This window comes from Thermoanaerobacter wiegelii Rt8.B1 (assembly GCF_000147695.2).
GTDB lineage: Bacteria > Bacillota > Thermoanaerobacteria > Thermoanaerobacterales > Thermoanaerobacteraceae > Thermoanaerobacter > Thermoanaerobacter ethanolicus.
In genome coordinates this window covers 2,387,644-2,409,289 of the sequence record NC_015958.1, presented here as the reverse complement: position 1 = coordinate 2,409,289, position 21,646 = coordinate 2,387,644, and the positions used below count along the sequence as shown (strand labels likewise).

At 37.4% G+C, this 21,646-nt stretch carries 17 protein-coding genes and 1 pseudogene; 6 read left to right on the top strand and 12 right to left on the bottom strand.

What is annotated here, in order from left to right; genetic code table 11:
- Positions 1-139 precede the first annotated feature (139 nt).
- Positions 140-442 carry a DUF302 domain-containing protein gene (locus THEWI_RS11800; RefSeq protein ID WP_244262232.1) on the top strand — a complete coding sequence of 101 codons (303 nt, stop codon included), beginning with the start codon at positions 140-142 and terminating at the stop codon, positions 440-442.
- 325 nt (positions 443-767) lie between these two features.
- Here THEWI_RS11800 and THEWI_RS11795 read toward each other — a convergent pair whose 3' ends face one another.
- From THEWI_RS11795 to THEWI_RS11770, 6 genes are all read right to left on the bottom strand, one after another.
- Positions 768-1,967 (bottom strand): dihydrolipoamide acetyltransferase family protein, encoded by a 1,200-nt coding sequence (locus THEWI_RS11795; RefSeq protein WP_014063532.1) that lies wholly within the window; start codon positions 1,965-1,967, stop codon positions 768-770.
- Positions 1,968-2,001: 34 nt separating this feature from the next.
- Entirely contained in the window at positions 2,002-3,021 is a 1,020-nt protein-coding gene (locus THEWI_RS11790; protein WP_014063531.1) for an alpha-ketoacid dehydrogenase subunit beta, read from the bottom strand.
- A 47-nt stretch (positions 3,022-3,068) separates the two neighbouring features.
- Entirely contained in the window at positions 3,069-4,058 is a 990-nt protein-coding gene (locus tag THEWI_RS11785) for a thiamine pyrophosphate-dependent dehydrogenase E1 component subunit alpha (RefSeq protein ID WP_014063530.1), read from the bottom strand.
- A 215-nt stretch (positions 4,059-4,273) separates the two neighbouring features.
- Positions 4,274-6,298 carry a sigma-54-dependent Fis family transcriptional regulator gene (locus THEWI_RS11780; RefSeq protein WP_014063529.1) on the bottom strand — a complete coding sequence of 675 codons (2,025 nt, stop codon included), beginning with the start codon at positions 6,296-6,298 and terminating at the stop codon, positions 4,274-4,276.
- A gap of 222 nt (positions 6,299-6,520) precedes the next feature.
- Positions 6,521-6,910 (bottom strand): SecC motif-containing protein, encoded by a 390-nt coding sequence (locus tag THEWI_RS11775; protein ID WP_244262231.1) that lies wholly within the window; start codon positions 6,908-6,910, stop codon positions 6,521-6,523.
- A gap of 157 nt (positions 6,911-7,067) precedes the next feature.
- On the bottom strand, positions 7,068-7,421 hold the full coding sequence (locus THEWI_RS11770; RefSeq protein WP_004401004.1) for a metal-sulfur cluster assembly factor: 354 nt from the start codon (positions 7,419-7,421) through the stop codon (positions 7,068-7,070).
- Positions 7,422-8,260: 839 nt separating this feature from the next.
- On the opposite strand from THEWI_RS11770, the pseudogene THEWI_RS11765 reads away from it, so the two are divergent.
- The 3 genes and pseudogenes from THEWI_RS11765 to THEWI_RS11755 all read left to right on the top strand — a co-directional run bounded on the left by THEWI_RS11765 (position 8,261) and on the right by THEWI_RS11755 (position 11,427).
- Positions 8,261-8,919: pseudogene (locus THEWI_RS11765) on the top strand (N-acetylmuramoyl-L-alanine amidase family protein).
- On the top strand, positions 8,920-9,255 hold the full coding sequence (locus tag THEWI_RS11760; protein WP_003870991.1) for a phage holin: 336 nt from the start codon (positions 8,920-8,922) through the stop codon (positions 9,253-9,255). It abuts the pseudogene before it with no gap.
- Positions 9,256-9,525: 270 nt separating this feature from the next.
- On the top strand, positions 9,526-11,427 hold the full coding sequence (locus THEWI_RS11755) for a DUF4914 family protein (RefSeq protein WP_014063527.1): 1,902 nt from the start codon (positions 9,526-9,528) through the stop codon (positions 11,425-11,427).
- Between the two features lie 107 nt (positions 11,428-11,534).
- Here THEWI_RS11755 and THEWI_RS11750 read toward each other — a convergent pair whose 3' ends face one another.
- The 3 genes from THEWI_RS11750 to tdh all read right to left on the bottom strand — a co-directional run bounded on the left by THEWI_RS11750 (position 11,535) and on the right by tdh (position 15,350).
- Positions 11,535-12,812 carry a solute carrier family 23 protein gene (locus THEWI_RS11750; protein WP_014063526.1) on the bottom strand — a complete coding sequence of 426 codons (1,278 nt, stop codon included), beginning with the start codon at positions 12,810-12,812 and terminating at the stop codon, positions 11,535-11,537.
- A 239-nt stretch (positions 12,813-13,051) separates the two neighbouring features.
- Positions 13,052-14,287 carry an aminotransferase class I/II-fold pyridoxal phosphate-dependent enzyme gene (locus THEWI_RS11745; RefSeq protein ID WP_014063525.1) on the bottom strand — a complete coding sequence of 412 codons (1,236 nt, stop codon included), beginning with the start codon at positions 14,285-14,287 and terminating at the stop codon, positions 13,052-13,054.
- Between the two features lie 19 nt (positions 14,288-14,306).
- Positions 14,307-15,350, bottom strand: a complete 1,044-nt coding sequence (gene tdh, locus THEWI_RS11740) for an L-threonine 3-dehydrogenase (RefSeq protein WP_004400992.1) — start codon at positions 15,348-15,350, stop codon at positions 14,307-14,309.
- A gap of 261 nt (positions 15,351-15,611) precedes the next feature.
- Here tdh and nifJ point away from each other — a divergent pair, with 261 nt between their 5' ends.
- Entirely contained in the window at positions 15,612-19,124 is a 3,513-nt protein-coding gene (gene nifJ / locus THEWI_RS11735) for a pyruvate:ferredoxin (flavodoxin) oxidoreductase (RefSeq protein ID WP_014063524.1), read from the top strand.
- A gap of 26 nt (positions 19,125-19,150) precedes the next feature.
- Here nifJ and THEWI_RS14025 read toward each other — a convergent pair whose 3' ends face one another.
- Positions 19,151-19,312, bottom strand: coding sequence for a CDIF630_02480 family spore surface protein (locus THEWI_RS14025; protein WP_003870730.1), 162 nt, complete (start codon positions 19,310-19,312; stop codon positions 19,151-19,153).
- A 156-nt stretch (positions 19,313-19,468) separates the two neighbouring features.
- On the opposite strand from THEWI_RS14025, the gene THEWI_RS11730 reads away from it, so the two are divergent.
- Entirely contained in the window at positions 19,469-19,876 is a 408-nt protein-coding gene (locus THEWI_RS11730; protein ID WP_004400988.1) for a DUF1284 domain-containing protein, read from the top strand.
- 6 nt (positions 19,877-19,882) lie between these two features.
- On the opposite strand, the gene THEWI_RS11725 is transcribed toward THEWI_RS11730, so the two are convergent.
- Together THEWI_RS11725 and THEWI_RS11720 are read right to left on the bottom strand one after the other, a co-directional pair.
- Complete coding sequence (locus tag THEWI_RS11725) at positions 19,883-20,743, bottom strand: ABC transporter permease (protein ID WP_014063523.1); 861 nt, start codon at positions 20,741-20,743, stop codon at positions 19,883-19,885.
- Positions 20,740-21,642 (bottom strand): ABC transporter ATP-binding protein, encoded by a 903-nt coding sequence (locus THEWI_RS11720; protein WP_014063522.1) that lies wholly within the window; start codon positions 21,640-21,642, stop codon positions 20,740-20,742. Before THEWI_RS11720 ends, THEWI_RS11725 begins: the two co-directional genes overlap by 4 nt.
- Positions 21,643-21,646 lie beyond the last annotated feature (4 nt).

Sequence of the window (21,646 nt, the reverse complement as noted above, 5' to 3'; positions counted from 1 at the left end):
TACACACAAATTTTTCATCAAAGAAAAAAAGATAAATGAGAGGAGAAAAAACTATGTTTGACTTCACGTTAACTACCTATAAAAAACAAAAGAGTTGATTGAGGACTTAAAAAAAGAACTTAAAGAGGAAAACTTTGGTGTGTTATGGGAATTTGAATTGCACAAAAAACTCGCTGAAAAAGGGCTGCCTTATAATCACAGTGTAACAATTTTAGAAGTTTGTAATCCTAATGCCGCTGCAAAAATTATCGCAATTGACTCAATGGCAAGCTACTTTCTACCATGTAAAATTGTAATTATAGAAGATACAAAAGAAACAAAAGTAGGTGTTTTAAAATTAGCTCAATTATTCTCACATATGGATAGCGATAATGTAGAAATTAAAGACATTGCTAAAGAAATTGAGGAGCGTTTAATAAAAATAATCAATAAGGTTGTTTAATGAAAAAGGTCAAATGACTCCCTAAATTATCGTATAAGAGCCCCAGCTTTTTATTTTTACAAAAGGCTGGGGCTCTTGCACAGAGACAATATTTATAAATTCTCTTTAATTTAAATAAATGAATTTATAAATTGCCCTGATGGCAGCAACATTGACCAGAAATATGAAGATATAATTAAAAACTTAGTATAAAAATTTCGAGTTTTTGTGTCTGCTATATTGACATAAATCCAGGTACCACTTAATGCACCTTATTGAAACCACTCCTCTTTTCTTTTTTTCGTGTATTCTAAAAGGGCAGCGCACATGCATTGCCCTTTTGCTATTACGACTCCAAGAGCGCTTCAGGTTGAGAAAGAAGTTCCGCCAGCCGAGTTAAGAATCTCGCAGCAGGTGCGCCGTTTATTACCTGGTGATCTACAGTAAGACTAAGAGTCATAAATTGTGCGGAGCGGACGTTTCCATTCTCAAGAACTGGTCGTTCCACTATTCTTCCAATACCGAGAATTGCAGATTGCTTTGGATATAGCACAGGGGTAAAGAAATCAATACCATAAGTACCCAGATTTGTAATCGTAAAGGTACCTCCTTGTAGCTCTTCTGGCTTTATAATACCTTGCAGAACTGCATCAGTAAGCCGGCGTCTCTCAACAGCCATTTCATTAAGATTGAGTCTATGAGCATTTTTGATTACGGGCACTAAAAGTTCATCGCCACGGGCAACAGCAAATCCCAAGTGAACTTCTGCAGGCAGTATCATATCGTCTCCATCAATAATAGCCTGCATTTCAGGATTTTCTAAAATCGCCCGAACCACTGCTTTATGTATAAGATCCGTCATGTTGGCAGGTGAACCTTTTTGTCTAAGCTCCATGCGGACTTTGATTAACGCGCTTACATCTATCTCCCGCCCTAATGTAAACTGTGCAGTTTCTCGCAGGCTTTGTAACATCCTCGCACCAACTAAACGTTGAGTAGGAGTGAGGGGTACCCTTTTTGCTTTTAAATCTGTCTTTTCCGAACGTTGAGCAAATTTCTTAACATCCTCCTCAGTAATACGACCGCTCGGGCCGGTTCCCGGTACTGCCTCCAGAGAAATTCCCAATTCACGGGCAAGCTTACGGGCTGCAGGGGTAGCTCTTACATCTCCTGTCCTGTTACCGGGATCCTGGGTATCCACTGGAGTACTCTGGGATCTCTGCTCTGTCTCGCCGTGGATGTGGGTCGTTTCCTCTGGCGCATAGACTGGAGGCGTCGCAGATTCACTACCTCCAGCCACCTCCGTGGCCTCTTCTTCGATCAAGCAGAGCGGCTGCCCAACCTTAACTACATGGCCTTGGGGGCATAGGATTTTTGTAAGTATGCCGCTTACTGGAGCCTGGATTTCAACAACTACTTTTTCAAATTGTACTTCCAGCAGCAATTCGTCTGCTTGTACTGGCTGTCCTTCATCCTTGAACCAATTCACCACAAACCCTTCTATTCCATTTGATGCTACGTTAGGCATGCGAAATTCGTATGGCATAAGATATCAGTCCTCCTGCTTTGAAATTTCATTATTATGACCTGAGCAATTCCTTAACTGCATTCACAATTTTAGAACTTAAAGGTAATACAAACTGTTCCAAAGGACGAGAATATGGGATAGGCACGTCTGGAACTGCTAACCGTTTGACAGGCGCTTCTAAGTAGTCAAAAGCATGCTCAACTACAGTTGCAGCAACTTCTCCGCTCATACCATAGCTCAAGTAGTCTTCATCCACTACCAATACTCTACGGGTCTTTTTTACAGTATTTATTATGGCTTCGCGGTCTAATGGCACCAATGTCCTGAGGTCCAGAACCTCAACACTTATACCTTCTTTTTCCAGTTCTTTAGCTGCCTCTAATGCTTGATAGACGCCCATAGCCACGCTGATTATCGAAACATCTTTTCCTTCACGTTTTACCTCTGCTTTACCAAACGGGATCGTATAAGGCTCCTCAGGGACAGGGCCAGTGCTGTCCTTAATAAGGGTCATCCAACCCAGACCAAGTAACCCCTTGTGGAACATGTATAGAACAGGATTGTCATCCCGTATGGCTGAAATCATCAGACCTTTGGCGTCATAGGGAGTAGAAGGTACAACTACTTTGAGACCAGGCAGATGAGCGAAAGTCCCCCAAAGACACTGTGAATGCTGCCCTGCATCGTTGTAACCACCACCAACCGCAGTCATGAGCACCAAAGGTATCCGAATATTTCCCCCTGAAAAGTAAGTGTTTTTGGCAATGTGATTATAAATTTGATCCATACACACGCCAAAGAAGTCTACAAACATTAATTCTACTATAGGACGCATACCTTCCATAGCAGCTGCTAAAGCAGCACCTATAAAACCTGTTTCGGAAATGGGTGTATCGATAACTCTTTCTGGCCCAAATTTTTCATATAGCCCAGCTGTGGCACTGAATATACCTCCATATACACCTACGTCCTCACCCATGACAAAAACTCTCGGATCCCTTTCCATCTCCAAACTAATGGCCTCAGCAATTGCTTTTGCCATAGTAAGCTTTCGCGTGGTTTTCGCAGACATAATTTTCTCCTCCTTTACATACTATTCACCACTAAACGCGTAACTCACTATTCTACAAACACGTGAAGTAGAGCTTCTTCCGGTGCTGGGTAGGGTGACTCCCGAGCAAACAAGAAAGCATCCTCAACATGCTTCCGTGCTTCATCGTCTAATTGTTTAATTTCAGCTTCTTTGGCTATACCATTTTCAATAAGGTATTTCCTGAACCGCTTAATTGGATCATTTTGCTTTAGACGTGGAACTTCGTCCTTGGGTCTATAGACTTCTGGGTCACCCTGGAAATGCCCAAAGAAACGATCTGTTTTAACTTCAATAAGAGTTGGACCCTCTCCCTGGCGTGCTCGCTCTACTGCCTTGCCAGCAGCCTCGTAGACAGCTAAGACATCGTTTTCTCCCACGTATATTCCGGGTATACCATATGCAACTGCACGGTCAGCATTTCGACTAATAGCTGTGGACTTTTGTTTTGGTACAGAAATTGCCCAACTATTGTCCTCGCATACAAACACCACAGGTAGCTTCCAAATTGCAGCTAAGTTAAGCCCTTCATGAAAAGCACCCTGATTTGCAGCACCGTCACCAAAAAAGGCCACAGCTACACGTTTTTCCTTGCGCATTTTGAAAGTTAGGGCTGCTCCTACTGCTTGGGGAATGCTAGCACCGACGATGCCGCTACAGCTGAAGTGTACATCAGGGTCAAAGAGGTGCATGTGACCACCTTTGCCGCGGCCTAAACCGGTAACTTTGCCAAATATTTCTGCTGTCATGCGTTTGAGATCTACTCCTTTTGCAATAGCAAAGTGGTGAGGCCGGTGAGTACCGACTACAGCATCCTCCTTATTAAGGTGCATGCATACCCCTACAGCTACAGGCTCCTGTCCTGCAGCTAAATGCATCTCACCAGGGACTGGGCCTGATGCAATGTTGAATACTGGGTATTTCCCTTCCTGATAGGCTTCAGCCATGGTTTCCTCATATAATCGAATTGTAACCATCTCAAGGTACATACGCATAAGAGTTTCTTTGGGAATGTTCATACCTTTTCACTCCTATCTATTTACAATTTTTCAATTTTTTACAATATACTACCCTGCTTTATAATTTCAAAGAAGGTGAATATATTTTAATTTCTTTTGTTACATCCCCCCCTTTTAGATTTTGCATTAAATATATTCTTGCAAAAAATATGCCAGCACCCATTATTGAGTGCTGGTTTACTCATCTCTTGATTTTTACAAGAAATTATGAAATCTTAATCTGCTTCTTTGTAACTTATGTCTCTTTTTGTAACGTTAGATTTTGGAACACCATAACGAGTCTTTAGTCCATATTTATAAAGCTTCCTATACAAAGTGTTCCGTGCTATGCCTAAGGCTTCAGCAACTTTGGTTATATTACCACCATAATGTTCGAGAAGTCGACTAATCTCCTGTTTTTCCAGTTCAATAAGAGAGGTAGAAGAAAAAGTACTGCTGTTCTCGCGGATAGTTTGAGAGCCAGACAAGTAAGGTGGCAAATGATTAACAGAAATTGTACTACCCTCTGCTATATTCACTGCCCATTCTGCCACATTTCGTAATTCCCTAATGTTTCCTGGCCAGTCGTAATTACTTAATAAAGGCCAAATTGATGGATCAATATTGGTAATATTTTTGCCTAATTTTTGCGAAAATTTATTGACAAAATGTTGAAAAAGAAGAGGTATATCACTTTTGCGTTCTCGTAACGGGCATAAATGAATAGTGAGAACTCTCAGGCGATAATACAAATCCTCTCGAAATTTTTTCTCTCTTACTAACTTTGTTAAATCCGAATTGGTCGCAGCAATAATTCGAACATCTAACGGTATCTCCTTATGTCCGCCTATTCGAACTACCTTTTTTTCTTCTAACACTCGTAAAAGGTAAACCTGTATATCCATAGGCATATCGCCTATCTCGTCTAAAAATAAAGTACCTCCTTGTGCTTGTTCAAATTTACCTGGCTTGCCCTCTGGTCGTGCACCGGTAAAAGCTCCGCCTACATAGCCGAAAAGCTCACTTCCAATTAATTCTCGCGGCAAAGCACCACCATTTATCGCCACAAAAGGTCCTTTCCTACCGCTAGCCTCATGAATGGCTCTTGCAAAAAGGTCTTTCCCTGTCCCTGTCTCTCCTAAAATAAGGACTGGTGCATCGCTATTTGCTGCAATTTGGGCTAATCGTATACTTTCACGCAAACAGGGATGATTTCCCAATATTACTTCGAATCCTTTTAAGGCTGGAGGAGAGCTTATATAAAATTGACTACCTTCATGCATTTTTAGAGCTATTAGAGCCGCTACATTTTCATTGTAATAACCACTTATAGGTGAAACATCTGCGCTACACCGCAAGATACCTTTTCTACTTTGCACTAATATTTCCTTGTTTTTTATACTCTGCCGCGCTTTTATGAGGAATAGGATTTCCTGCGAATTGTCAAATATTTCATCAGCTCTTCGTCCTATTAAATCTTCTTTTTTCCATCCCAAAACTTTCTCAGATGCATAATTAACCTTGATTAATCTTCCTGTATTATCCATCACTAATAAGGGATCACTGTTGTTTTCTAAGAAGTATTCTGAGAGTTGTCTGTAAGGTAAAGTTTCTTTAAAGGCTTTACTCTGCTTCAAATTGTTTTCAATCGCAATTGCAGAAGATACTATAGTAGCTAATGCCAGTTTATTTTCTCGGTACCAAGGTCCCGAAAGATCAATAACTCCAATAGGTTTTCCTTCCGGACTAAAAATTGGAGAACCAGTACATGTCCAAGAGTGAAGTCCACGAGAGAAGTGTTCAGCCCCAGTTACATCAAGGGCTTGCCCTATAACCATTGCAGTTCCTATACCGTTAGTGCCAACTTTATCTTCTCGCCAGCATGCGCCGGGAATGAAATTGGTTCTTCGAGCTAGGTCTATAGTTTCCTGGTGGTTCCCTAATGTCTCTAATATATAACCGTCCTCTCCTACTAAAACTGCAAGGAAACCATAGTCACCAGACAGCGATAAAAGCTTTTCCATAATCGGCCTAGCAGCTTGAATTAGTTCTTCTTGTTTTTCTCTGACTTCTTTTAAAGCGGCACCCTCGATAATTTCTTGTCCTTGTTCCTGGTACGGATCGACGCCTGCAATTTTGCTCCTTTCCCAAGATTTAAGTATTTCCGACCTAACGATTTGTTTTGAGATAGTCATGGTGTTTTGAAAGTCGTTCCATTGATGCCACACTTCTTCATAAACTCCATAAAAATTTTCTTTCATTCACCTCTCCCCCCGTACCAAGTTATATCAGATGAACCCCTAATTTAGGGGGTTATCAAACCTTATAATACTTGATACAAAAAGATTTGAGAAAAAGAAGGCTTCCCTCCCTTTAGTGTCGAAGGTAGGAATTACCGAAACCCAAAACCCACAAAGGAAGAAACTCTATGTTATATTTCGACAACCACTACGCAATCTCCTTCTTCGTTCTTTATTAAATTTTTACTTGAAAATTTTTCTTATAGCTGCAAAACACTTTACTACAATAACTCTTAAGAGAGATTTGTATTCATCTGATATAGCTAATCCTATCAAATGAAATAGATTTTTTATTTCCCTCTCAGTAAATTCGTAATTTTGTAACGCATAAGAAATTTCCAAAAGATAATTTTCTATTAAAATTTGGTCATCAATCATAGATGATATTAATTTATCAATTTTTTTCTCCACTTCTGCATCATCTTCAAAATTTATCCCTATAAGTATATCACCAGGTATTTTCAGATCTTTTAATCTTTCATCTTTAAATATAAATAGTGCGATTTCTTCTAACTTTCTAATTATATCGGCTTGTGAAAAATTTTCTTCCTTTGTCCATGTATTCTTAATCAATTTTGATAATTTTTCTACATCGAGATAATCCTTCGTTTCAGATAGGTCAATACCATATAAAATACTTATAACTCGAATTGATAGTATTCAATTCTTTTTTAAATTTTTAATTATTGTTTTTTTGAGCTATATAAAAAGACGGTTTTAAACCGCCTTTTTATAATCCGAGTTCCATTCTAGCAAATGAAGATAGACGATCATGATCCCATGGAGGTGAATATACAATTTTTACTTCTACCTCACTATAATCTCCAATTGAAAGTACTTCGTTTTTTACCTCATTTGACAACACATCAGCAAGTGGGCAACCTAATGCTGTTAGTGTCATTATAATGTATAATTTATTATCTTCTTTGTGAATTTCATAAACAAGCCCAAGGTTTATAATATCTATACCGATTTCTGGATCAACAACGGACATGAGAACATCTATTATACGATTTTGCTCTTCTTTGTCATCAATGCCAACAAATTTAATTGGTGCAAAGTCAAGAAATTCTTCACTTTCCATAATATATTGTGCCTCCTTTATATCCAATTATATTGTATTACTTTTTTCCTTTTTCTTCGGTTTTAAAGTTAAAAACTATACGTAGTTTTTCCAAAATTATTTGCGTAAAAAAGGCATATAGAGGAACTTAAATAATTTGAGTAATAATTCGAGGAGGTAATGTAACTTTCACGGACAAATGGAAAAGCAATTGGATAAAATAAGGTACAAGTATTACAGAAGATATAAGCTAGCCTATTCCAATGACTATGACTAATTGCCAGAATGAAGGCAACGTCCCATCCTCCGGCACTTCACGCGAGACACCTACTCTGCCAAGAGCTATTTTATATTATATCATATTTTACCGTTTTTTTATATAGACGATAATTTTTGTGAAATGGGTCATTTTTATTAAAAGAAAATAAAAAAGCTATTTGTAAAAGAGATTTCAGACTGTAGACAAACTTTCGTAAAGGAGATATTTTGCATAAGGAGCGACTTGTTACAAAGCGGTAACAAAACTTAGCAAGACCGAGGGTGGAGGCAGGGCCGAAGCCATGGATGGCGAAGGCGGGCACCTTAAGGCATGGATGCCACCTGACGTAGGTACCCTGCCGGAGCCCGAAGGTCGAGCTTTAGTTTTGTCGCTTTGGAACATCGGAGCGACGATGTAAAATTTCTCCTTTAAATATTTTTTAACTTTGTCAACAAACTGAAATCTATTTGTAAAAGAGATTTAAAAGTTATTTTTGATTTAGAAAGAGATAGAAGATAATTTTTATAAACTTGTTATTTTTTTCTGCATATTATATGATAAAAGAAAAGTTGGAAAAATTATTTTGATGGTGGTGATTAATATGCTAATAGCTGTTGATCCCGGCCATGGAGGAAAGGATCCTGGTGCTGTTGTGGGTGATTATAAAGAAAAAAAGATATAAATCTAAATATAGCTTTAAAACTAAGGGATATTTTAGTGAAGGAAAATATCAGTGTAATAATGACAAGAGATAAAGATGAAACAGTAGACTTACAGCAAAGGTGTGATATTGCCAATAAGAGCAAAGCAGATTATTTTATTTCTATTCATTGCAATAGCTTTACAGATCCTTCTGCAAATGGTACGGAAACTTACGCGTATCCCAGAAGTTTAGCAGGACGAAATTTAGCCCAATATGTACAAAATGAAATAGTAGAAATGTTAAAAACAACAAATAGAGGAGTAAAATATGAAAATTTTTATGTACTGAAGCATACTGTAATGCCTGCGATACTAGTTGAAACAGCTTTTATGTCAAATCCACAAAATTTAGATTTGCTTTTACAAAAGCCGGTTGCTTTCGCACAAGGGATTGCAAATGGCACAATTAAATTCTTAAAAAGTGTAAATTATAAGCAAACAGATGATATTGAAAAATTACAGATGAAAGGAATTATAGATAAACATTATGACCCTAAAAGTTATGTCACTTGGGGAGAATTTGCTTCTGCAATATTAAAAATATTGGGAGGGAGATAAATGAGGGATTTGGTCATGACAATTTTGACAGCTGGTGTTCAACTCGTTATAATGGTTGCGCTTGGGTATTTGATTGATTATTTAAATACCAAAATTGGTATGGAAAAAATGAAGAGATACTATGAAATAGCAAAAACTTTTGTGCAAGCAATAGAACAGCAAATAGGGCCAGGTAAAGGACCTGATAAAAAAGCGGAAGTTTTTAACTTATTAAAAAAAGTGGTTGGCAATAAGTTAACAGACGAAGAAATCGATAAACTAATAGAAGCAGCAGTTTTTGAAATGAATTATATATTGAAATTAAAAGGTTTGGAGAGACAAGGTTTGGACAAATAATGAAAAAACTTTATTACAAAAAAGCACTCTATATGGGTGCTTTTATTTTTAGCACCTATTACTAATAAAAATTGCAAGAAGGCAATTTAAAAATTTCATCAATGTAAAAGATTACAAAAGGCATACCTACAAAACAACGATATTATAAATGAAAAGTTTGGAATAGAGGAACATGCTAAAATTTATTTTGCAAATTTTATTATTCAAATTGCAAAGCTAAAAATTTTTTTGTATAATATTCTTATACTTATTATTGTGAGGTGGTATAAGTTGGACTTTTCTCTCATTATTGATAAGGAAACAAAGGAAATTATAAATAAAATGAGACTACCAGAAGAAGTAGAGGAAATATTAAAAAGATGTCCTAAAATAACTATTCCGGAAAGTAGACAACATCTTCTTGAAATTTCTGTTGGAGGGAATAATGACTTTTTTGAAATTTTTTATGATGTTCCAGAAAAAGGGAAAGTATTAGAAGCGACTGTGGCAAGGTGTAAAAATGGGTTAGCAGTTAATTACCCTGAGCCTTATATGAGAAGGAGAGAGCCAGATTGTCTTGTAGTTGCTGATAATGGGGAGACAGATAAACCTAGGTTTGTGGATAGGTATGGATATGATTTTGACGAATTAAGGCAGAAAACTTTTGAATGGCTGAAAAAGCAAAATTTAATTGTCATGCCTTTTATGTCTGGTGGAGATGAGTACGGTTATCCATCGCTTCTCTTGGCACCTGAAAATGCTGGTTTTTTCGCTACGGCTCTTGCAGATATTCAAGGATTTATATCTAAAAAGGAAATACCGGAAGGTTTTACTCCGAAAGCAATAGTATATTTAGCCCCTCCCTTTAGGCATACTCATTTTAATGGAAAGCAAGTAGTTGTGCACAACCGATTAGAAAATCTCCATGAACTTTTTTCGTATAACTTGTATCCTGGGCCAAGTGCAAAAAAAGGAATATATGGGATACTCTTAACAATGGGAGAAAAAGAAGGGTGGATTACTGCTCATGCTTCTGCAGTGAGAATAATTACTCCTTATGACAATATATTGACTATTATGCATGAGGGTGCCAGCGGTGGCGGAAAGAGTGAAATGCTGGAGCAAATTCACAGGGAGCCTGATGGGCGCATAAAAGTAGGGCGCAATTTAGTGACAGGTGACGAAATATACGTAGACCTTAAAGAAGCTTGTGAATTACAACCTGTAACTGATGATATGGCATTATGCCATCCGGATTTGCAACAAGGTAAAAAATTAGTGATAAAAGATGCAGAAAAAGGTTGGTTTATACGTGTAGATCATATGAATGAATATGGAACAGACCCTCATTTTGAAAAGTTATGTATCTATCCTAAAGAGCCTTTAATCTTTTTAAACATAGACGGAGTGCCTAAATCCACTTGTCTTATATGGGAACATATTATGGATGCACCTGGCAAACCTTGTCCCAATCCTCGTGTAATTATGCCAAGAAGGTTTATGCCAAATGTAGTTGATGAAGCTGTAGAAGTGGATGTGAGGAGTTTTGGTGTGAGGACTCCTCCTTCTTCAAAAGAAAAGCCTTCCTACGGTATAATAGGCATGCTACACTTGTTGCCTCCTGCTCTTGCTTGGCTGTGGAGATTAGTTGCACCGAGAGGCCACGCTAATCCAAGTATAGTAGGAACAAGTGGACTCGAAAGCGAAGGTGTAGGTTCTTATTGGCCTTTTGCAACGGGTAAAAGAGTAATTCACGCTAATCTTTTATTGCAGCAGATTATAAATACACCGGGTACTCGTTACATTCTCGTTCCAAATCAATATATAGGAGTGTGGAAAGTAGGATTTATGCCCGAATGGATAGCTCGTGAATATCTTGCAAGAAGAGGAAGTGTAAGATTTAGACCAGATCAAGTTACACCAGCGAGAAGCAGTCTCCTCGGTTATGCTTTAAATACATTAAAAATAAACGGAAGTTTTATTCCTCGCGAATTGCTGCAAGTCAACAAGCAGCCCGAAGTAGGGGATGATGGATATGACAAAGGTGCTGAGATGTTAAATGAATTCTTCAAAAGAGAATTAAAGCAATTCTTAGTACCTGAACTTGACCCTCTTGGTAGGAAGATTATTGAAACATGTTTAGAGGATGGAAGTTTAGAGGACTATATAAGACTTTTGGGAGATTATAGATAATTAAAAAAAGAGCCTGTACATAAGTGTATGGGCTCTTTTTTGTATTTCTTGTAAGAGCTGTGGCAAAACAAAAAAGCATAAAAAAGAGGGGGGAAGTCCCATCTTTTTTATGCTTCGTGAACGGCTTCTTTTGAGGTTGAAGTTTTTTCTGTCTTTTTTGCTTTTGCTAAGTTGATTTTGGGCAAGACAAGGTTTAGAAGTATTCCTGCTAAGGTGGCAGGACCTATGCCTTCAAAGACGAAGTTTCCGAAGGCTATTTTTATACCGCCTACACCCAAAGTCAGTATTACAGAAGCTATTATGAGATTTCTGCTGTCAGAAAAATCTACTTTATTTTCAACAAGTGTTCTCATACCTGCTGCCGCAATCATTCCAAAGAGTATTATTGTCACTCCGCCCATAACAGGTTGCGGAATTACTTCTATCAAAGCGCCTATTTTTTGTATAAAGCTTAAAAGTATTGCTATTATAGCTGCACCTTGAATAACTTTTGAGCTATAGACTCTTGTTATTGCAAGGACTCCAATGTTTTCACCATAAGTTGTGCTGGGTGGTCCGCCAAAAAGTGCCGCAATTGATGTTGCAAGACCATTACCTAGCATTACTCTATGAAATCCAGGGTCTTTTATTAAATCTTTTTCAACGATATTTCCTATTACGAGGACGTGCCCTAAGTCTTCAATTATAGCGACTAAGGCCAGCGGCGCAACCAAAGAGACAGCACCCCATGCCAGTTCCGGAGTATGTCCTGTTAAGAAGGAGAATTTGGGAATTGCAATCCATGAGGCTTTTGTAACAGGTCCGAAGTCTACAAGGCCTCTTGTTATCGCGAATATATATCCGCCAATTGTTCCTAAAAGTATGGGTATGACTTTTATAAATCCTTTGCCAAACATGCTGAATATGATTATTAATGCCGCTGTAAACAGAGCTGTAGCTAAATCTTTTTGCGCTTGAGCTATTGCTACAGGAGCAAGGCTTAGGCCTATTATCATAACTACAGGGCCTACTACAACGGGGGGAAGCAATTTCTCTAACCAATCGATGCCTGTCAAGCTTATGATTATGAATACCACTATATATACAAGGCCTGCTGCTATCATACCAGTAAAAGCACCTCTTACACCAAATTGCTTAGTTGCAGCTATTATAGGTGCTATAAAGGCGAAGGAAGAACCTAGATACGCAGGTACTTTTCCTTTTGTCATCAAGTGGAATATTAAAGTTCCAAGCCCTGATGTGAAGAGGGTAACAGCTGGGTCAAGACCTGTTAAAAGAGGTACTAAAATTGTTGCACCAAACATGGCAAATACGTGCTGAAAAGATAGTGGAATTGCTTGTTTTATAGGGGGAGTTTCTTCGATTCCGTATATTTTGTTTGACATAAAAAAACCTCCTTTGAGTTTTTTGTTTACAAAAAAACCCTCTAAAGGAGGATGCAAATATAGATATTTTATTTTCCTCCTTTTTAGCCTCGCTGGGCTAAATTAAAGGGTTTTTTCACTTTTTCTCTACAATTATAGCATACAAAATATTATTTGTCTACAAAATATTATTTGTTTACAACAAAAAGACCCTTTAAGAGACCTTTTAAAAAGCAAAGAGAAGATAAAATTTAACTATTTTAGCTCCACCTTTCTTTTCTGTAACGTTCCAATACATTCAGTACATAATTTATATCAAAAGTTGTGTGGTCAGCGTTAATTTGAAACCGGATACTTTCACTACCTCTTGGTACCACTGGATAGTTTATGGCTGTTGCAAGAATACCGTTATCTATGAGGTAATTTACTAAATCTATTGTTTTTGTTGCATCTCTAACTAAAAGTGGTACTATTGGATGCTCGCTTACTACAGTTTCATATCCTAATTTTATAATTCCTTCTCTAAAAAGTTTTGCTAATTCTTTGAGGTGTGAAAGTCTTTTTTGACCTTCTTTGCAATCGAGTATTTCAAGTACTTTTAAAACACAAGCAGCTTCTGATGGTGTTACTGGATTTGAGTAAATATAAGTTATAGTTTTTTCTCGCAAGTAAGTTGTTATAACCTCGTTTGATACTACATAACCTCCATTTACACCATATGCCTTTCCCATAGTACCGATGAGAAGGTCAGCTTTTCCACCTGTTATTTCTTCTGTGCCTCTTCCAGTTGGGCCAAAAGCGCCAACACCGTGAGAATCGTCAACTATAGTTATTATGTTTTCTTCAAAATCTTTGTCATATCTGTCTGCAATCTCCTGAATTTTCTTTAAATCTGCGTAATCTCCTCTCATACTGAATACACCGTCAGTGACTACAATGGCGCGTTTAGCTTTACCAATAAAACTCTTTATTCCATTTTCTAAATCTTTATAGTCTAGGTGTTTATAAATATATCTTTCTTTGGGTCTTGAAAGTCTTATAGCGTTTATAATACAGTTGTGATTTAGTTCATCACTTATTATTACTGTTTCAGGAGTCACTAAAGAGGAGATGATACCTACTACAGTCATATAGGCGGAGCTAAAAATCATTGCATCTTCTCTGCCGTGGAATTGAGCAAGCTTTTTCTCAAGGTCTCTATGTGTTATATAGGTTCCGCTTATAAACCTCACTGCTCCAGGTCCAATGCCAAACTTTCTTGCAGTCTCCTCTTCTACTTTTATTACTTCCTCATTAAATTGCATTCCGAGGTAAGAGTTAGAGTTCATCCTTATAAATTCTTTGTCTCCAAAGCCTTTTAAAAAGAAACGTGGACCTTTTTCACCCTCTGGTTTTTTTACATCGACTATGATAAGTTCTTTTCCTTTAGCACGACCTTCAGTCTTTAACTCATCGAGTTCTTTTTGTAAAATTTCATTTAATCTTGTAAGTGGCATCTTTTTTACCTCCTTTTGTTTATGGATATAACACAACTTTGCCACATTGGCCTTTTATCATTAGTTCCATGCCCTTTTCATATTCAGAAAGAGGGAAGGTATGAGTAATTATTGGTTTTAATGCTTCTTTAAGGCCAGAGCGCAATAAACCCTTTACTTTGTACCAGGTATCGTACATTCGCCTTCCTGTGATGCCGTTTATTGTTATGCCTTTAAAAACGACGTCATTTGTTATGTCTATAGGAACTTCGTTGTCAGGAAGACCCAAAATAGACATTCTTCCGCCTTTTGCTATATATTTAAGTCCTTGTCGTATTGCAGTGGGACTTCCAGAGAAATCCAATACTACATCTGCACCGTAGCCTTCTGTTTCACTTTTTATTATATTGACAACGTCTTCTTCAAGTGGGTTTATAACTCGTGTTGCACCTAATTTATGAGCAAGTTCCATTCTGTATTCGACAGGTTCTATTGCAAATATAGCTGAAGCACCTGTTGTCTTAAGAAGTGGTATTGCCATCATGCCTATAGGGCCGCACCCTACTACAGCGACAGTTTTTCCTACTACCTCTCCAGAAAATACTGTGTGAACGGCGTTTCCAAGGGGTTCTTGTATGGAGAGAAGTTCTAAAGGTATGTCTTTATCGTTTAGCCATACATTGCTTTCAGGGACTTTAATGTATTCTGCAAAAGCACCGTCTGTGTCAACACCAAGTATAAGCGTATTTTCACATATGTGAGCATTTCCAGTTCTGCAAGCTTTGCATTTTCCGCATACTATGTGAGTCTCCGCACTTACTAAATCTCCAACTTTTACAGATGTTACATTTTCTCCTATTTCTACAACTTCTCCTACAAATTCATGTCCCATTATCTTAGGCGGTTTTATCCGGCTTTTTGCCCATTCATTCCAAACGTAAATGTGAACGTCTGTGCCGCAAATAGATGTGGCTTTGACTTTTATTAGTACCTCATCAGGTCCTATTTTTGGTATTTCTTTTTTTATTATATCTGCACCTTCTTTGGGATGTTGTTTAACAACAGCGGTCATATATCCTTCCATAATGGACATCTCCTTTACTTGTACACTCATCTTACTACATAATATATTCTATATATTTGTACAAATTCCTTCTTGCATTACAAAAAAATTTTAATGGACTCTATTTTTTTATAAAGGCAAAAAGAAACCTGTTCTATCATTAAAACTCTGAAGACAAATATTTAAAATTGTCTTCAATGCCTAAATGTATGATTATTCTTTTTTAATGAAATAATATATCTGGATAGAAAAACCATGTTAAGGGTTAAGGAGGATTATTTTATGCGAAAAATGGCTACAATGGACGGAAATACAGCTGCTGCTTATGCCTCTTATGCTTTTACGGAGGTTGCAGCAATTTACCCTATTACGCCTTCTTCTCCAATGGCTGAAAATGTTGATGAATGGGCTGCCCATGGCAAGAAGAATATATTTGGTCAACCCGTGAAGGTTGTTGAAATGCAGTCAGAAGCAGGTGCTGCAGGTGCTGTCCATGGTTCTTTAACTGCAGGCGCTTTGACAACCACATATACCGCATCACAGGGGCTTCTTTTAATGATACCAAACATGTATAAAATTGCAGGAGAGCTTTTGCCAGGGGTGTTTCATGTAAGTGCCCGCGCAATTTCTGCCCATGCACTTTCTATATTTGGCGACCATCAGGATGTAATGGCAGTAAGACAAACAGGTTTTGCACTTCTTTGTTCTGCCAATGTACAGGAAGCCATGGATATGGCATTTATAGCCCATCTTTCTGCTATAAAATCTAGGGTACCATTTTTGCATTTTTTTGATGGCTTTAGGACTTCTCACGAGATGCAAAAAATAGAAGTGGTGGAATATGAGGAAATTGCGAAACTTTTAGATTTAAGGGCAGCAAAAGAGTTTAGGGACAGAGCGTTAAATCCTGAACATCCTGTTGTAAGAGGTACTGCACAAAATCCTGATATTTATTTTCAAGGAAGAGAAGCTGCTAATAAATTTTATGAAAAGGTTCCTGACATAGTAGAAGATTACATGAAGAGGTACAAAGAGCTGACTGGAAGAGAATATCACCTTTTTGACTATTACGGTTCAAAGGACGCAGAGTATATAATTGTAGCTATGGGTTCTGTTTGTGACACGATAGAAGAGACGATTGATTATTTAACAAAAAAAGGAGAAAAAGTGGGTTTAATTAAAGTACATCTCTACAGGCCATTTTCTGAAAAACACTTTTTTGAGGTTTTACCTGATACAGTTAAAAAGGTTGCCGTATTAGACAGGACAAAAGAGCCGGGTTCAATAGGAGAGCCTTTGTACCTTGATGTGGCTAAATTATTTTATAACAAAGATAAAAAGCCCGGCATAGTAGGAGGTAGATATGGTCTGGGCTCAAAAGATACAACTCCTTCTCAGATTATTGCAGTCTATGACAATTTAAAAAAGGACTCCCCCAAAGACCGTTTTACCATAGGAATTTTAGACGATGTGACTTACACATCATTAGAAGAAGGTGAATTTGTAGAGACTACTCCTGAAGGCACTGTAAGCTGCAAGTTTTGGGGATTAGGCTCTGATGGAACGGTTGGGGCGAATAAATCGGCTATTAAAATAATTGGGGACAACACAGACTTGTATGTGCAGGCATATTTTCAGTATGACAGCAAAAAATCAGGAGGCACCACTATTTCACATTTGAGGTTTGGTAAAAAGCCGATTAAATCTTCTTATTTGGTAAATCATGCTGATTATATTGCCTGTCACAATAAGTCTTTTATTTACAATTATGATGTTTTAAAAGGACTTAAACATGGTGGGACTTTTGTATTAAATTGTCCTTGGAGTAAAGAGGAGCTGGAGGAGAAGTTACCTGCTTCAATGAAAAGATATATAGCTAAAAACAATATCAATTTTTATACAATAGATGCCATATCAATTGCCCAAGAAGCAGGTTTGGGTGGCAGAATAAACATGATAATGCAGACAGTGTTTTTTAAACTTATAAATATAATACCTTTTGAAGAAGCAGTTGAGTATTTAAAAGATTCTATACAGAAGGCCTATGGCAAAAAGGGTCAGGATATAGTGGATATGAACTTAAAGGCTGTTGACAGAAGCGTAGAAGCTCTTGTAAAAGTAGAAGTGCCTGAGGAGTGGAAAAACGCAAAAGAAGGGCAAAAAATTGTAAAGCCAGAGCCTGATTTTGTTAAAAATATACAAAGACCTATGGAAAGAAATGAAGGAGACCTCCTTCCTGTAAGTGCTTTTGTCGGCATGGAAGATGGCACATTTCTTACTGGCACGACTGCCTATGAAAAGAGAGGAATTGCAGTATTGATACCCGAATGGCAAATAGACAACTGTATACAGTGTAACCAGTGCTCTTATGTTTGCCCCCATGCAGTAATACGGCCATTTTTATTAACAGAGGAAGAAATGAAAAAAGCGCCTTCAACTTTTAAACTGAAAAAAGCAATAGGAAGAGGATTAGAAGGGCTTTGGTATAGAATACAGGTAAGTCCTTTAGACTGTACAGGATGCGGCAATTGTGCAGATGTTTGTCCAGCACCTACAAAAGCTCTTATAATGAAACCCGCTGAAGAACAAATAGAAAAAGAAGCGAGAAATTGGGAGTATGCTGTAACTCTTGATGTCAAAGATAATTTAGTAGATAAGGCGACTCTAAAAGGCAGTCAATTTGCAAAGCCTCTGTTTGAATTCAGTGGCGCATGCCCCGGCTGTGGTGAGACTCCTTACATAAAGCTTTTGACACAGCTTTTTGGAGATAGGATGATGATAGCAAATGCCACAGGCTGCTCATCTATTTATGGGGCAAGTGCACCCTCTATTCCTTATACTACTAATAAAGAGGGAAAAGGGCCTGCGTGGGCTAACTCACTTTTTGAGGACAATGCCGAATTTGGCTACGGCATGTTTTTAGCAAATAAGCAGATAAGGGAAAGGCTTAGAGATTTGATGAAAGAAGCTATAAATATCCCTATTGACGATGAATTAAAAGCTGCATTCCAAGAGTGGATTGATGGGATGGAGGATGGAGATAAATCTAAAATTGCTTCTAAAAAGATTTTGGATATTATAAATAGAGGCGGGTATACAGAGAATGAGATAATAAAAGAGATACTTGACAAAAAAGATTTTCTTGTAAAAAAATCTCAGTGGATAATAGGGGGAGATGGATGGGCGTATGACATTGGCTTTGGAGGGCTTGACCATGTTATAGCATCAGGAGAAGATGTAAATGTACTAGTGCTTGACACAGAGGTGTATTCCAATACGGGAGGGCAATCCTCAAAATCTACGCCATTAGGGGCAGTTGCAAAATTTGCGGCAGCAGGTAAGAGGACAAGCAAGAAAGATTTAGGCTTGATGGCTATGAGCTATGAATACGTGTATGTGGCGCAAGTTGCAATGGGAGCAAATATGAACCAGACGATAAAGGCTTTTGTGGAGGCAGAAAAATACAAAGGGCCTTCACTTATAATAGCATACGCTCCTTGTATAAACCATGGCATAAAGTCAGGCATGGGGACAAGTATAATGGAGGAGAAAAAAGCAGTGGAGTCTGGTTACTGGCACCTTTATAGATTTAATCCAGAGCTTAAAAAAGAAGGCAAAAATCCATTTGTACTTGATTCTAAAGAGCCGACAAAGTCTTTCAGAGAATTTATTGAGGGGGAGATACGATATTCCTCACTTAAAAACGTATTTCCTCAGATTGCGGAAAAACTTTATCAGATGGCAGAAGATACTGCGAAAGAGAGATACGAAAGATATAGGAAGCTGGCAGAATAACAATTCCGGGCGTATGCCCGGAATTGTTATTTTTTGTTTTCTTCTACCCATTCTTTTGCGTTTATTACCTCATTTTTACTTGGGATAGGCACATTTGATTCTTCTTTTACATTTTGTATATTTGCCCAGGAAGCAGTCTTATGATTTTCTATTGGCACTTTGTGAGGTTTTTTTGGTTTTTTAGTCATACAATCACTCCTTTAAATGTATTATTTTCGATAATTGAAGAAATTATGACTATTATTGTGATAAACTGAGGGATGTAAATTTCTTTTCTTTCTTAGGTTACAGTTCAAATTAGCAGTATAATTATTGTTGTAATCCTGGGATGAGGAGAGATTGAAATGGAGATAAGAGGACATCATTTTTTATGTATATTAGGTTTTAGAGGGCTTGGTTATGATGAAAAATTTGTTAAAAATATGGATGAAATTATTAGAAAATTGAATAATGAACATGATATGTTGATAAAAGCTGTGGATAGTGTGGATAACATTTGCAGCATGTGTCCAAACAATGTAAATGGAGAATGTACAGAGGAAGAGTATCCAGGAAGTGTAAAAGGAAAAGATAGGGCAGTTTTAGAAGTTTTAGATATAAGGCCAGGGGAGATATTGAGCTATAGGGAAGTCACAAATAGAATTAAAGAGAAAATGACTGAAGAAAAAATGGAAAAGATATGCAGTAACTGTCAATGGTTTAGTCTTGGGTATTGTTTGGAAGGGTTTAAAAAGTTAAAAGGCGGTGTGTGACCGCCTTTATAAGTCTCTTTGTGAAAAGCGCTTTGCACCGTAATAGAGGAGAAATACCACGTAGAAAAAGATGTATATGAACATGTAAATACTGGGTTGAGACATGCCCCCAAAGAGTCCTTGTGTAATAAAACTTATCCCACTACTTTGTGTCAAAAGCTCTGCAGTCATTTTTCTATATATGACATCTGTAGGAAGGATGAGGCTTGTAATTATCCCTGCGTTTATAAGGCTTTCTCCGCTTTTTAAGCCAAAGGCACCGACTTGACTTTGTTGCATTGCTGTTCCAATTTGTTCAAGAACACCTCCGACGAGGGCAATTCCATAAGCCATAATAGAGATTATTCCTGTGTTTACAGTCGAAAAAATTGAGCTGGAAGCTATTATAAGGGCTAAAAATACAATCGGTCCTAAGTCGAAGAAAAAAAGTCCTCTTAAAATATTGCTTGCTTCAAAGGTTATTTTAGACCCCATAAAGATGTTTAAACCTACTACAGACAAAAACATGATGGAGCTGTATATTACAATCATAGCGCCTAAGCCTATAAATTTTCCCAACACCAGTTCATATCTTTTTATAGGTTTCGATAAAACGGCGTATATGGTGCCATTTTCTATTTCTCCTGATATAGCATTTACTGATGTCAAAACTACAAGAAAAGCCACTATGAAATTTGCGAAAAATAGACCGGCAGACAAAATTTCTGATTGAAAGATGATGTCATATATAGAATCGTTGGGACGCTCAAATATTTTACTTAAGCCAAAAGTATATATGGAAAGGTAGAGGAGGGACAAAAGGGAGACTAATAGAAAAGCCTGTTTTTTTAGCATTTCTTTAAAGGTGTATTTTATTATGGTAGTCACAAAACCTCATCCTTTCCAATCAAGTTTATGAATAAGTCTTCCAGCGAAGAAGTTTGGGTATTTAATTGATATAACTTGGCACCAGATTCTATTACCATTTTAGCTATAACTGGTATTTTTTCTTTATCATCTACTTTAAAGGTTAGCTTACCTTCTTTAAATTGAAATTCTTTTGATAAGCGAGAAATTTTTTCAATCAACTCTGAAGTATAGTCTGATACAATCATTTCTACATGGGTGTGCTCTTTTAATAAGTCATCCAGCTTTCCTTGTGCTATTACTCTGCCGTGATTTATTATAGCCACTTCATCACATACCATTTCCACTTCACTTAATAGATGGCTGTTTAGAAAAACAGTTTTTCCTTGCGATTTTAATTGTTTTATGATTTCTCTTACTTCAATTCTTCCAACAGGGTCTAAAGCTGAAGTGGGTTCATCTAAAAACACTATTTCAGGGTCGTTTAAAAGGGCTATTGCTATTCCAATTCTCTGCTGCATTCCTTTGCTGTAATTTTTGATGAGTTTATTTTCGTGACCTTTGAGTTTTACCAATTCTAAAAGTTCATCAATTTTTTTGCCTGGATTTTTTATTTTATAAAGCTCAGCATGGAAGCTCAAAAGCTCTTTTCCTGTCATCCAGTCGTGATATCTAAAATTTTCAGGCAAAAATCCTACTTTTTCTCTGGACTCTACAGTGCCTATAGGCTTCCCTAAAATCCATGCAAAACCAGAGGTGGGGTGCAAAAACCCCACCATTGTTTTTACAAAAGTGCTTTTTCCAGCACCATTTGGACCTAAGAATCCAAAAACTTGCCCCTTTTCTACAGAGAGAGTGACTTCTTTAAATCCGCCTTTTCCATTAAACTGCTTTGTAAGATTTTGTGTCTCTAATACCATTTGA